Annotated in this window: 12 protein-coding genes and 1 pseudogene; 12 read left to right on the top strand and 1 reads right to left on the bottom strand. The window is 53.9% G+C overall.

All coding sequences use genetic code 11. The features are described from left to right. The first annotated feature begins 35 nt into the window (after window positions 1–35). The 8 genes and pseudogenes from KTQ90_RS06075 (at window position 36) to KTQ90_RS06035 (ending at window position 4,858) form a co-directional block, all read left to right on the top strand. Window positions 36–1,079, top strand: coding sequence for a head maturation protease, ClpP-related (locus KTQ90_RS06075; RefSeq protein WP_217317608.1), 1,044 nt, complete (start codon window positions 36–38; stop codon window positions 1,077–1,079). Window positions 1,080–1,116: 37 nt separating this feature from the next. Continuing rightward, window positions 1,117–2,064 (top strand): annotated as a pseudogene (locus KTQ90_RS06070) (hypothetical protein); the annotation flags it as partial. Window positions 2,065–2,149: 85 nt separating this feature from the next. After that, a complete protein-coding gene (locus KTQ90_RS06065) occupies window positions 2,150–2,314 on the top strand; it encodes a hypothetical protein (RefSeq protein WP_182435846.1) in 165 nt (54 codons plus the stop codon). A 3-nt stretch (window positions 2,315–2,317) separates the two neighbouring features. Then, entirely contained in the window at window positions 2,318–2,788 is a 471-nt protein-coding gene (locus KTQ90_RS06060) for an N-acetylmuramoyl-L-alanine amidase (protein WP_071122756.1), read from the top strand. 46 nt (window positions 2,789–2,834) lie between these two features. Beyond that, window positions 2,835–3,308 carry a hypothetical protein gene (locus tag KTQ90_RS06055; RefSeq protein WP_254359299.1) on the top strand — a complete coding sequence of 158 codons (474 nt, stop codon included), beginning with the start codon at window positions 2,835–2,837 and terminating at the stop codon, window positions 3,306–3,308. A gap of 326 nt (window positions 3,309–3,634) precedes the next feature. After that, on the top strand, window positions 3,635–4,117 hold the full coding sequence (locus tag KTQ90_RS06045; protein WP_217317606.1) for a hypothetical protein: 483 nt from the start codon (window positions 3,635–3,637) through the stop codon (window positions 4,115–4,117). 13 nt (window positions 4,118–4,130) lie between these two features. Further along, window positions 4,131–4,598: a hypothetical protein gene (locus KTQ90_RS06040; protein ID WP_217317605.1), complete on the top strand. Its 468-nt coding sequence runs from the start codon at window positions 4,131–4,133 to the stop codon at window positions 4,596–4,598. A 50-nt stretch (window positions 4,599–4,648) separates the two neighbouring features. After that, entirely contained in the window at window positions 4,649–4,858 is a 210-nt protein-coding gene (locus KTQ90_RS06035) for a hypothetical protein (RefSeq protein ID WP_071122759.1), read from the top strand. Between the two features lie 258 nt (window positions 4,859–5,116). On the opposite strand, the gene KTQ90_RS06030 is transcribed toward KTQ90_RS06035, so the two are convergent. Continuing rightward, the gene (locus KTQ90_RS06030) at window positions 5,117–5,803 is read right to left on the bottom strand and encodes a BRO-N domain-containing protein (RefSeq protein ID WP_254359297.1); all 687 of its coding nucleotides are present in this window, start codon (window positions 5,801–5,803) and stop codon (window positions 5,117–5,119) included. Window positions 5,804–6,275: 472 nt separating this feature from the next. Here KTQ90_RS06030 and KTQ90_RS06025 point away from each other — a divergent pair, with 472 nt between their 5' ends. The 4 genes from KTQ90_RS06025 to KTQ90_RS06010 all read left to right on the top strand — a co-directional run bounded on the left by KTQ90_RS06025 (window position 6,276) and on the right by KTQ90_RS06010 (window position 13,758). After that, window positions 6,276–6,467: a hypothetical protein gene (locus KTQ90_RS06025; RefSeq protein WP_217317604.1), complete on the top strand. Its 192-nt coding sequence runs from the start codon at window positions 6,276–6,278 to the stop codon at window positions 6,465–6,467. Continuing rightward, window positions 6,464–9,241 (top strand): hypothetical protein, encoded by a 2,778-nt coding sequence (locus KTQ90_RS06020; RefSeq protein WP_217317603.1) that lies wholly within the window; start codon window positions 6,464–6,466, stop codon window positions 9,239–9,241. The genes KTQ90_RS06025 and KTQ90_RS06020 overlap by 4 nt, the downstream gene beginning before the upstream one ends. A 19-nt stretch (window positions 9,242–9,260) precedes the next feature. Further along, window positions 9,261–9,719, top strand: a complete 459-nt coding sequence (locus tag KTQ90_RS06015) for a hypothetical protein (protein WP_217317602.1) — start codon at window positions 9,261–9,263, stop codon at window positions 9,717–9,719. Between the two features lie 61 nt (window positions 9,720–9,780). Next, window positions 9,781–13,758 carry a hypothetical protein gene (locus tag KTQ90_RS06010; protein ID WP_217317601.1) on the top strand — a complete coding sequence of 1,326 codons (3,978 nt, stop codon included), beginning with the start codon at window positions 9,781–9,783 and terminating at the stop codon, window positions 13,756–13,758. Window positions 13,759–13,764 lie beyond the last annotated feature (6 nt).

Raw genomic sequence — 13,764 nt, 5'->3', positions numbered from 1 at the left:
CAACATGGGCAAACTGCCCGACAAAGAAGGAGACAATGAGCAAATATTTCAATATCAAGAAAGCGGCGAGCGTGAGCACCATCTACATGTATGGCGACATCGGCTACGAGGTGGCGAGCGGGCAGATAGCCGCCGAGCTGGCAGCCTGCGCCGAGGAGAGTGAGCGTATAGACATCCGCATCAACTCGAACGGCGGCGACGTGTTCAGCGGTATAGCCATCTACAACGCCATCCGCCAGAGCAATGCAGACATACGTCTTTACGTGGACGGTGTGGCGGCGAGCATGGCGAGCGTGATAGCGCTGTGCGGCAAGCCAGTGGAGATGAGCCGGTATGCGCGTCTGATGCTTCACAGCGTGAGCGGTGGCTGCTACGGCAACAAGCAAGAGATGGCGAAGTGCATCGCGGAGATAGAGAGCCTGGAGGACAGTCTGGGCGAGATGTACGCCCAACGCATGGGCATGAGCAAAGAAGAAGTGAAAGCCCAATACTTTGACGGGACAGACCACTGGCTGACGGCGCAGGAGGCCCTGCAGATGGGTCTGATAGACGGCATTTATGATGCGGACCCCGTGGCTGAGGACAGCACTCCAGAGGAGATATACACAACATTCAACAACCGGCTCAGGAACGAGCCACAAAAAGCGAACGATATGACATTAGAAGAACTGAAGAAACAGGCGCAGTTTAAGGACTGCAAGAGTGATGAAGAAGTGGTGGCGAGGGCTCAGCACTATGCGACCCTTGCCGGCAAGGCACAGACCTTGGAGGACGAGAACAAAGCGCTGAAGACGAAGCTGAAGGGCTTTGAGGACAAAGCCGAGGCAGACGCAGAGGCTGAGCGCAAGGAACTGTTGGACGCAGCTGAGCAGGACGGCCGCATCAACGCTGAAAGCCGCCCGACCTTCGAGAACATTCTGAAGGGAAACATGGCCGAGGGCAAGAAGGTGCTTTCCGCACTGACCCCGAAGCGCAAGGTGATGAACGACCTGCATGTGCAGCCCGGCGTGAGCGACGGCCCATGGGAGCAGCGCCAGAAGCAGATCAGAGAAGCGCGCATGAAGCGCCAGTTCCAGTAAAGGACGAGAGACAGAAGAACCATAAAAAGGAAAACAAATGGCAATAGTAGTAAAGAACACGAACTACAACGGCGAGGTGCTGGAGCGCATCCTGACCGTTGCGACCACGGGCAACGAGCTTGTGGACAAGGGACTCATCATGGTGATTCCCGGTGTGGAAAAGAAAATCAGCGTGCCACGCCTAAAGGCGGGCAAGATGCTGCAGAAGCGCAAGGAAGACCCTCAGAAGAGCGATGCCCAGGGCGACTTCAATTACAGCGAGCAGACCTTGGAGCCCCACGACTTTATGGCATTCACGGTGTTTAACCCACGAGCTTTTGAGCAGATATGGAGAAAGTGGCAGCCTAAGGGCAACCTGGTGTTTGCGGAACTTCCTCCCGAGGCCCAGAACGCCCTTCTGGAGGCGCTGTCGAAGCAGGTGCAGTTTGAGCTTGGCAACCTGTTTGTGAACGGCGAGTATGTGAGCGGCGGCACCGACGACCAGCTGATGGACGGTATATTGACGCAAGCAGCCAAGGCAAGCGATGTAATTGTGGTGAACCCTGAGGGCCCCACCTCGATGATAGACCGCTTGTATGCTGTGCGCAACGCCATCCCCAAGGCGATGCGCGAGAACCCGAACCTGCGCATTCTGATGAGCGTTGACGATTTTGACCAGTACGACAAGGAACTGACAGAGCGCGAGCACAAGAACTCTAACGAGAGCGAGGTGAACAGCAAGCGCTTCAAGGGCATCGCCATCGAGACTGTGGCCGCCTGGCCTGACTCGCTCATCATGGCGACGCTGTGCTCGCCCGATGCGGACGGCAACTTCTTCGCTGCGGTGAACCTTCAGGACGACGAGAACGTGATCCAGATAGACAAGCTGAGCAACCCATCGGAGCTGTACTTCTTCAAGCTGCTGATGAAGGCCGACACGAACGTTGGCTTCGGCGAGGAGATTGTGGTGATGGACTGGAGAAAGACCAAGAAGTTCAATTACGTGCCCGAGGGATAGAAACTGGGAACGGCGGAGTGCGTGGAACCGCCTCCGCCCAGGTAACAAATACAACTAAAATAAAAAAAAGATTATGGCAGAGAAAAAGACAGTGAGTGTGAAGGTCGTGGCAAAGTTTCGCGACAAGGAAGACCTGAGCGTGGTGCACGAGGCAGGTGAGGTGCTTGAATTTGAGCTGGATCGTGCCCATGACGTTGTGGAACGCGGTTTGGCAGAGTATGCTGACCCCATCGGCTAGGCTATGGCAAGGATGAAATATCTGGTGCTGCACTGCACAGCCACGCCAGAAGGCCGTGAGGTAAGCTCTAAAGAGATACGCCACTGGCACACTGACCCGGTGAAGAAGGGCGGCAGGGGCTGGAAGCAGGTGGGGTACACCGATTTGTTCCATCTGGACGGAACAGTGGAGCGCCTGGTGAAGAACAACGAGGATGCGGAGGTGGACCCCTGGGAGGTGACGAACGGTGCTGCGGGCTATAACTCGGTGAGCCGCCATGTGGTGTATGCCGGCGGTCTGGCAAAGGACGGCAAGACGGCTAAGGACACGCGCACAGCGGCACAGCTGAAGGCTATGACTGACTACGTGAGGAACTTTCATGAAAGGTTTCCACAGATCAAGATTGTGGGTCACCGTGACCTGCCAGGCGTGACTAAAGCCTGCCCGAGTTTTGACGTGAAGGCATGGTTGGAGAGCATCGGCATCAGGCAGTAAGGAGAGTGTGAAAACAGAGTAAATAACGAATAAAGAGAAAACAAGGATGGCGGACACAGTAATCATGCAAATCCTGCAGTGGGCTATACCCTCGGGCGGCATAGGTGCCGCCATCGCTTGGGTTGCGAACCGCAAGGTGAAGGAGGCCGAGACGGCGAAGAGCGTGCATGACACCTACAAGGTGATGTACGAAGACGTATCGACGCTGCTTGTTGAAACGCAGAAGAAATATGAAGAGACGACAAAGATCACAGAGAAACTGGTGGCTGAGAACAACCTCACGCGACGTGCTGTCAACCGTCTGTCGCGTGCCATTGAGGCTATTCAGCTATGTCCTCACAGGGCTGCTTGTCCTGTCAGCAGCGAGCTGCAGCTCGACGAGACAGACGGTGAGGTCGGAAAACAAAGTGTCGGCAAGCGCAGTGCGAAAGGACAGCGCAAGCGCCGCGACGAGCGTGATGAAGGCGTGGTGGACGGCACCGGTGAAGGCGGACACGGCATTGCTGGAGATAGCGCTTGACTCCGGTCTGTGGCGACTGCCTGAAGGAGCGAGCTATGCTGCGAGCTCGGGCCGTGCGCACGTGAAGGCGAGTGTGAAGCAGAACACGGGCGGCAAACCTCCTACCCTGGTGATAGAGAGCGGCTGCGACAGTTTGGCGCGTCTGTGTGCGTATTATGAGGCGGAGAACGAGCGCCTGAGCGTGAAGAACGCTCATCTTCAGGACAGTGCTCAAACGGCGGTTGAAGAACGTTCGAAAGAGCGAGGGTTGTGGTGGGTGGACTGGTGTGTATTTATTGCAGGCGGAATAGTCTGCACGGTAATAACAATTTTAACAATGAAGATTTATGAACGATTTTATGTACGGCCTGGCGGTCGTTAAGGTAGGCGAAAAAAAGCTTGGCTACATCGAGGAAAACAGCTTCAAGCTGAACGGTGCGAAGGGCGAGGTGACGAAGATCAACGCTGCCCAGAAGCATGGCGGCCCTGTGCTTGTGATTCCGAAGTCGAACGGCACGATTGCCCCGAGCTTTGACTTGATCCAGATGGACTACGAGAACATGGCAGCCCTGATGGGCGGTGAGGTAGTGAAGACGGGTGATTCTGCTGCTACTGGCTGGAAGGCTCCATCGAAGCTTGTTCAGATTACGAGCCCGCTGTCGATTCAGACGGACTCGTCGCACGAGGTGAAGATCAAGAAGGCTTTTGTGTCGGCTTACATTGACGGCGACCTGAACTTGGACAGTGTGTCGAAGGTGAAGGTTGAGGTTGAGGTGATGATTCCGGACGACGGTAGCGAGCCTTACAGCATTGAGGATGTGGCGGGCTAAGCGTTGATGGCTTATGAGCATGAATATTGAGAAGGAGGCAGCGGAGGCACTATTGGACGTTGGTGTCTCCGTTCCTTTTAAGGAGTTGAAGCTGCCGTGGCGCAAGGAGGCGATACGTCTGCGTTTCAGGATGGGCCGTCCGCGTCTTGGCGGTCAGATACGTATAGCTCGTCTGTTTGCCGGCATGAACGTGACTCACGCGGAGCTGGAGGCGATGACAGAGGCTGAGCGTCTGGCTTGGCTTGGGGAGCACGGTCGCACTGTGAGCCGGATTGTCGCGCTGACGATATGCAGGGGGAAGTGGAGCGGTCTGCTGCTGTCGGGCGTGGTGGCTTGGTTGCTACGCTGGTGGGTGGATGACGTTTGGCTTGAGGCTGCTTTCCGACGCTGGACGCTTCTGCTGGGCACGCGGGGTTTCGAGAGTATTATCGCATTGTCGGCGGCGACGAATCCGCTGAAGCCGACGATAGCGAGCCATTAAAGGAAGGGGAGTTAAGAACTAAGTATGAGAGTTCACATAGCCTCTTCGGTATGCTTTGGCAGGTGGCTCAGGCGACAGGCTGGAGTGTGGACTATATGCTGTGGGGTGTGAACTGGGAGACTCTGGTGCTGATGCTTGCGGATGCTCCGCGTTATGTGAAGGTGAAGGGCAAGGAAGATTCTGGGCCGTCGCGTAAAGTGAAAGGGAAGCGTACCGCGCAGGAGATCCTGGAGTGTTTTCAAACAAGACTGAAGAAATGAAAAAGCCCCACTCTACCAAAGTAAAGCGAGGCTGTAATGAAAAGAGTTATAAAGATAGACCGCACAAGTCTTTAAGCAAGGCACGAAGCAAAGAAAGCATGATATAAATGTTATTACTGTCACTATCTGAAACTATAAAATTGCCTTTGTATAGACTTTCGGTGTAATGTTGAATAGAATCGATTAAAGCCGATGGAAGTTCGTTTGAATCAAGAGTTTCGAGCAGCTGTAATGTTGCTTCGAATTGTTTTTGCTTTATCATTTTTCGCCCCCTTTCATGTTATCGGGTGCGAACGGAATGAGAAGCTGCCTGTACTGCTCTGCGGATACACGCTGCGGAGCTTCGAAAACTATGCCTTGCTGACGATTGGAAAAGGCGATGTCGCGAAGGTGCTGAAAAATGGCGAAGGAACGGGAATGGCCAGAAGCAACATTCTGAACGTGGCCGACGGACACCCCGAAAGCTTTTGCTACCTCTCTATAATCAGCCGGAGCGATAAAACGCTTCATAGCAGCAAAGAGCTCCTTGTCTTGGGAAACTGGCTTTTTGATATAGGCACCGCTACGCCTTATGGATGGCAAGACCTCAGATGTGACCCAACGGCGGAAGGCTTTAGCCTGCGGCTTGCGGGAGATGAAGATGAGATGATAGAGTCCGGACTCGGAGATGAAAAGCATCTTCTGCTTGCCTCCAAGGGTGTAAGCATTGTTTATACCCTTTTCGTCCTCGTCGAGCGCTTTAAGAGCCATTGCAGTGTTTTTCATCCCCAAGATGGTGCAAACCTGCTTTGCGTTGAAGACCAGCCCGTCTTTCTGCTGACGGACGGAGAGGAGATTTCCGTTGAAGGAAAAATCGAAAATCTGTTTGTTAGACATATTGTTTTGAATTTGAACATGCGGCACAAAAAGAAAGCGGTGCGCCACTTCCCGCTGTTCAGGTTTCAAAACAAACCTTCTGCAGCCATTACAACTACAGAACGGGGTTGGCGCACCGCTAAGGTCAAAACTGACGCAGCTAGCGTCTATATTTTGCCATTAGATTGGCGTCGCTTGTGCTATGCACGATGTTTTGAATTTGAACACTGCAAAGATACGAAAAAACACCGAGCTGTGCAAGAAAAAGGCTACCAAAGTTTGTCGATATCCTCTGGTAGTGTGAGATTATCGCCTTTGTTGGACAGGACGCGCCAGTGCCCAGGGCGCTCTATCATGTGCCAAACGAGATATACCCGATGTATGAGCCTATCACCAAAGACATAGATGTCGTTCTCGTTGATGTACTTGTGACGAACCTCGAAGAGCCAAGGGCATCGGGGGGGTAAATAGAGCTTTAAGTTCCTTGTAATCCATAGTTATAAAAATGCTTAATGATAAATAATGGCGAAAGGTACGAAAAATAAATTATAAATAAAGGCTTATGGACAAATATTCTCAGAGAAACTGCCGCAAGAACGGCATGACACTTTTGAAAACGAGCGGCAAACGCCTTCTTGTGAAGCGTTATGGCTACAGCCGCTGGAAGGAACTGAAAACTTATGCTAACGCTCTTTACTGCTACCGAGCAGCTATAGAGCTAACAAGAACTAACCCAAAATATGTGAAGCTATGAGAGGGAGCGTGAAGATAGAAGACCTTAAAACGATAGACGATTATGCTGATCGCCTATCAAAACAGAGCACCAAGATAGATGCTGCCAAGGTGCGCATCGTGAAAGCCTTTGAAACACTAAGGCTTGCAACAGACCGCACTACGGAAAGCCTGAATGAGCTGGACTTCAGCCAGATGATGGACACGCTGACGAAACTGGACCTTTCGAGGCCTATAGACGAGCTGGAAAACATGAGCGATGCACTTGATGACCTGGCGGAAAAGCTTGTGGCTTCAGAAGCGATGAGCCAATACTTTGGCACGAGCGACTGGAACTTCTACCGCCAATGGCTGCAGGAGAACGACTTTGCCGACGGCATCGACCCTATTCAGACTCTGAAAACGATGACAGAGAGCTATGAGAGCGTGAAGGACATGGTGGCTATGCTTGAGTTTGCGCTACGAAACTGGAACGACGACATTCTGAAGGACGGGAAGCTGAGCAGCGACCGCTCTGTGATGAACCGCTATATGCGTGATAACGACGGACATCTCGCTGAGAACATTGAAGGAGAGCGTGTTGAGGAGCTGCTGAAAGACTTGAAACGCTGGCAGGAGCGCAGGAACTGGCTTGGCGCTATCATCGGTGTGGATGATGAGCGAAGCAATGTGCAGGTGCAGATAAACAAGAGCCGCCGATACCTGGACAAGGTGAGCGGTGAGGCTGACTTGAAAGAGCAAGCGAAGGTGTACGAGAATTTGCTCGCCAAGTACCAAGACTACGAGGAGCAGCGCAAGAGCATCAGCGAGAAGTTTGCTAAGGATCGTGCTCAGATAGAGAAGGCTGTGGACTCAGACGGGCGTCCTATAGGGGAGGATGTGAAGGATCGTGCGTTGGCAGAGCTGGCGAAGCAGGAGCGTGCTGCGCTGAAGTCTGTGGACGAGGCTCAGCTGACGGAGCTTGGCAAGGAGAACAAGGTGCTTGTGGACTTGTTTGCTGACACTTCGGAGAAGAGTGTGGCTGAGGTGCAGAAGATAATAGACCGTATAAAGGTGCTGATGGACTATCTGCGTGGGACAAAGGACGCTGAGGGCACGGCTGTGATAAAGGACGGGAACGGAAAGACGGAGCGGAGGATCACGCAGAAGGATATGGCGGGGCTTGGTTTTTCGCCGGCTGAGCTGAAGGCTCTGGAGAAGAGTCCTGAGAAGCTGAAGGCTCTGACGGAGCAGTATGAGAAGCTGAAGAAGGAGGTGCTCGGTAAGAATCCGTTCAGGGCTTTGGCAGATGCGGTTGGGGAGCTGTTCAAGCACGGCGAGGATGGTGAGGAGAAGGGCCTTGAGGCCAAGCTGAAGCGCCTTGGTGAGTCTGCTGCAGCTTCTGCTGAGATGGTGGGCGACCTGGCCGGGAGGTTGAGCGAGATGTTTGAGGCGGCGGGTAACGATGGCATGGCTGAGGCAATGGATGCTGTGCAGGGTGTGATGACGAGTGTGAGCAACATAGGCCGTGGCTTTGCTGAGGGCGGCGTCGTTGGCGGCATAGCTGCTGCCGCGGGCGAGGCTATCGGCTGGGTGACGAAGGCTTTTCAGGCGAGTGCTCGTCATAAGGCTGCTTTGGAGAAGATCATGGAGGAGGTGACGGCTCAGCAGCGTGAGTATAACATGCTGCTGATGGAGCAGAACCTGGAGCTGGAGAAGGCTCAGACGATATTCGGCACGGACACTTACGGGAAGGCTGCGAACGCTGTGAGGGTGATGAAGGATGCCTACGCTGGTCTGAAGGCGGAGATTGCGGGCACGGCTGAGCAGCAGAAGAAGTTCGGATACCTTGATACTGGGAATGCCTTCTGGAACAAGATTGTGAACAAGGGCTACTCGGAGCTGAAGGATGCTTACTCGGGACTGGCTGACATTGAGATAAAGACGGGCCATAAGAAGACGGGTCTGTTCGGCTGGGGCAAGGGCAAGGATACGTACAGCAGCATACTGGACGTTTATCCTGAGCTGATAGACAGTGCGGGGAACTTTAACCGCGAGCTGGCTGAAAGCATCATGAACAGCCGTGAATTTGCGAAGAATGACAAGGAGGCCCTGCAGTATATCATAGACCTATATGACCAGGCTGAGGAGGCTTGGGAGTCTGTGAAGGACTACTTTGAGGGTGTGTTCGGCGACCTTGGTCAGACGCTGACGGACGCTCTGGTGGATGCCTTCAAGAACGGTACTGATGCGGGGAAGGCTTTTGCGGACTCGCTGACGGGTATGCTGGAGAAGCTGGCGGAGCAGATGATATATACGGTGACTATAGCCCCACTGCTGGAGAAGGCTCAGGAGGAGATGCTGGACGTGATGAAGCGCGAGGACCTGACAGACGAGGAGAAGTTTGGCAACTATGTGCGGATTCTGGACGACATGACGGACAATGCTCTGAGCCAGCAGGGAACCTTCAACGCGCTGCTGGAGAAGTATCGTCAGATGGCGAAGGAGAAGGGGTTGGACTTGTGGCAGGGGGACAGCACGACGCAGACGGGAAAGAGCGGTGCATACACGACGGCCTCGCAGGAGAGCATAACGAAGCTGGAGGGTCTGTACACGGCGATGCTGGTGCACGAGACGAACATAGACACGAACGTGGAGAATGTGGCGGGATGCATGCAAACGGCTCTGGGACACCTGAAACGAATAGATACGAACACGGGCGAGTGCAGCGAGACGCTGAAACTGATGCGCAAGGATATGCGTGACATGAAGGATGACCTGACCACGCTGCGTAGGGACGGCATTAAAACAAGGTAAGAAAAAAGGAGGAAAGAGCATGGAGATAACGAAAGGTCTGCTGTACATAAACGACAAGGACGCAGCCCAGGAATGGGGCGTGTTCCTGACGGAGAAGAAGGATGGAGAATGGACTAACTATGAGGCTCTGCTGAAGCCGAGCACGACGAAGGAGCTGACGGTGGTGGACAACCCTGACGCGGACGGAGAGGAGCTGCCGGAAGAAATAGAGCTGCACCTTCAGGCGCGTGACGTGGAGCTGTACTTCTGCCTATGGGCTGAGTCGGCGCAGGCGTACTTCGTGAACTACGGCAGGTTCTTCACGATGCTGCGGACGGGCAAGGACGGATGGCTGGAGGTGAGGCTGCCGGAGATAGACCGCACGTTCAGACTGCGGTATCTGGGGGCAACGGAGACGGAGCAACTGACCCCGATAGGCGAAGGCGGCGTGTGCAGCAGGATGCGGCTGAAATTCAGGGAGCCGAAGCCTCTGTACTGAAACGGCGTTTGCAAGGTATTCAAACAACGATAAAACAACGATAAAAAAGACATCAAAGGACATGGAGCTGAAGATATATGACAAACGGAACCGGCTGAGGACAACGCTGGTGCCCGACAGTAGCAGCACTCACCACGAGGAGGTGGGCGGTGACGACTACCTGAGCGTGTCGCTGGACAGCCAGGAGTGCGTGACACTGGAGCTGAACGACTGGACGGTGTGGGAAGGGCGGAAGTTCTGGTGTGTGGAGACGTACACGCCGAAGCAGACGGGTCGCAGGAAATGGACGTACTCGGTGAAACTGTACGGTGCGGCGAGCCTTATCAAACAGGCGCTGATGCTGAACACGGAGGACTCGCCAGTATTCAGCTACACGGCGACGGCGCGTGAGCATGTGGCACTGGTGGTGAAGAACCTGAACCGCTGGATGGGCGGCATAACGGACTGGAAGGTGGGCAAGGTGGAGGCCACGGGCAACATCGTGGTGGACTACTCGGAGGGTCTGTACGGGAACGACGCTCTGAAGAAGATAGCCGACGAGGCCGGGACGGAATGGTGGATAGAGGGCATGACGGTGAACGTGTGCCGCTGCGAGAGGGGCGACGAGGTGACGCTGGGCTACGGCAACGGCTTGTTGAGCATAGAGCGTGACTCGGCTGACAACGTGAAGTTCTTCACCCGACTGTTCCCGATAGGCAGCAGCCGCAACATAGACGCTGAGAAATACGGCAGCAGCCGACTGCTGCTTCCGAGCCGTGCGACGTATGTGGAACGGAACACGGAGCTGGGCATTGTGGAGCACTTCGAGCAGACGGCGTTCCAGGAGATATACCCGCGGCGCACGGGCAAGGTGAGCTCGGTGAGGAAGGAGACGAAAAAGGGCGATGACGGCAAGCCATTCGACATATACTACTTCACGGACGGCGAGATGAACTTCGATCCGAACGAATATGAGATAGGAGGCTTGGTGAAGCGTGTGACGTTCCAGACGGGGCAGTTGGCCGGTCTGGGCAACGACGAGGACGGGGAGCACTACTTTGAGGTGAACTATAACAGTGCGACGCGGGAGTTTGAGCTGATAACGATATGGCCATACGATGACGACACGCAGGTGCCGGGCGGAGTGCTGGAGCCGAAAGCGGAGGACACCTATATACTGTGGAACGTGAGGATGCCGGACGAGTATTACCCGATAGCGGAGGAGGAGTATGCGACGGCGGTGGAAAAATACATGGACGAGCACTGCCTGGACAGAAGCGTGTACAAATGCTCGACGGACTATGTGGCGCTGAAGAAGCGCGGCGTTGTGCCGTGCATGGGGCAAAGGGTGCGGCTGGAGAGTGACCGCTTTTTTGCGAGCGGCTACCGTGAGAGCCGCATAACGGTGGTGGACCAGAAACTGGAGCGCCCGACGGAGGCTGACATCGAGATAAGTGACGTGCTGTCGCAAACGACGCAGAGCCGCATGGCGGACGAGATAGAGAACGTGCGGAGCGAGGTGAAGGCGAACACTGTGGAACTGCCTGACGTGATACGCTCTTGGGACACGACTCTGCCTACGGACAACAATCTGTTTTCGGCAAGAAGGAGCGAGCAGGAATTTCTGAGCAGGAAACGCAACGACCGGACGAAGGGGCGGATAACCTTTGAGCAGGGTGTGGTGTTCGGCGAGGAGGAGAACGGCTTTGTTGACGGCAAGGGCAACGCGGAGCTGCTGACGGCTGTGGTGAAGGAGTTGCTCAGCAGCGGGGACTATAGCGGCGGGGGCTTGACGGACAGGGGCTGGAAACTGGGTATGGATGAGGACCGATTGTCGCACCTGATTGTGGACAAACTGACGGTGCGTCAGGTGATGAACGTGTTTGAGCTGCTGATAAACAAGGTGCGGAGCGTGGGCGGCCAGATATGCGTGAGCGCTGCGAACGGGAAGATAAAGGCTGTGGAGGAACAAGGCGACTACTACCTCATCAGCTTCGAGCAGGAGAACATGTTCGTGCGACACGACCTGGTGCGCTGCCAGACGTTCACTGGCACGTCGCAGAAAGCCTACTGGGTGGAAGTGGCCGGCATCGCGAATAGCGGCATACTTGTGGAGAAATCCGAGTTTGAGACCGCACAGCCCGAAGAGGGCGACGAGTGTGTGCTTATGGGCAACACCGAGACGGCGAACCGCCAGAACCTCGTCCTCATCTCCGCCTCGGAGGACGGTCACCCGAGAGTGGACGTGCTGGACGGAATGAACGCCAAGAACTTTGACCACGCCCTGCGTGCAAGGCTCGGCAACCTTAACGACATCAAGGACGACCGCTTTCCACTGGATAACCAGCCGAAGGGCAACGGCCTGTATGCCGACAACGTGTATCTGCGCGGCACGTTCCTGCTTTCCACCGGCGAGGACATCAAGACCAAGCTGGAGATAACGGAGGGGAAGGTGCAGAGCGCGATAGACAGCGTGCGGAACGACTTCCTGAGCGAGAAAGGCTACCTGAACAACCCCACGTTCACATCGGGGCTGGAGAAATGGAACTCCGAGAACGAGACCGTGTTCTTCCTTGTCGGCAACAAGTGGATATGGGCCAACGGCAACGTGCTCTCCAAGAAAGGCGACGGCGCAAGCGTGGTCACGGACATGGGGCGCACGGTGGTGCGCATACGCAACAAGTACATACTGCAGAAACACGGGAACCTGCGCTATGTGCCCACGTTCCCGACCAATGACGAGGGGCAGAAAGAGGCCCTGCCTGTGTATCTGACATTCTTCTACCGCTGTGCCAAGGTCGGCACGCTGAAGGTCCGCTTCGAGAATGTGGACAAGACAGGCTTCGCCAACTTCAACAGCATGGAGATAAGCGAGGAGATTGCGGAGACCGAAGGCTATGTGCAATATACCGGAAACGGCCTGTGGAACGGAACGGGCGACTTCCGTCTGGAGTTTGACGGTGACATCTACATGTATATGCTGGTGCTCAGCACCGACAAGTACGAGGCGCTGACGCACCGCTACCGCACGTTGTTCGAGCAGAGCGAGCGTCTTGTGAAAATCTCCGCTGCCGTGTTCGACAAGGACGAGAACATGCTGGAGGAGACAGGGCTTATCACCACTTCCAAGGTGTCGGGTCTGTACGCCATCGACGGGGACGGTAATCTGAAATCATTTGTCGGAGCGGGTCAGGACGGTGTGAAGATAAAGGCCGCCAACATACAATTGGAGGGAATCGTCACGGCCAACGGCAACTTCAAGATATTGGAAGATGGCAGCATCGAGGCAAAGAACGGCAAGTTCACGGGAGAAATAAACGCATCGAATGGAAATATTGGAAATTTGGTAATATCATCAGACAATCTACACTATGGTAACATTGATGATTGGACAACCGAAGAACAAAAGACATTGATCAGTGCAAGTCAAATAAGATTGCAAAACTACTTGTATGATGAGAACACTGCTAAATGGACTTTCCATCAGTTGTTTTTAGGAATTAACGCTGACCCAAACGATGATGATGCAGCAACATTTATGTACTTGAACAAAAATATGCAACAAGGAAAAGACATCGCATCTTTGTTCCGTCCTGCTTTTAGGATAGAATCTAAAGTCGCATCCTCACCACGTGTTTCTATATTATCGTCTGGTAGCATCGTAGTTAATGAGGGTGGCGTTCTTCAAGCAGGCAAAATCAAAGATGTATCAGCGGAACTTCCTTTAGTCCAGATATACAGCATAGATTGGATGGACGGACCTTTGCAACTTCTCAAAAACACAAGTGGCTCCAATAGGACAGTATTTTTGGATATAAAAAACGATCTTCTGTATTGGATGTTCGGAAGTAGTACATACGATTACGCCTTTGTACTCACGCTTGTAGGCCATAAATCTAACAATGCAGATATAGATATTGCATCCGGAGGAATCGCACTTATTGGGGCTTCAAAAATTACAATAAAAGCCAATTCCGTTGTAAAGTTACTAATTGTACGCAATGGTAATAGTGCGCCTTATGAGGATAATTTTTACTGTTTATATAATAATAATCTATAACAACGA

The organism is Leyella stercorea, from assembly GCF_019052365.1.
Lineage (GTDB): Bacteria > Bacteroidota > Bacteroidia > Bacteroidales > Bacteroidaceae > Prevotella.
This window is presented reverse-complemented; position numbering and strand designations above follow the sequence as displayed.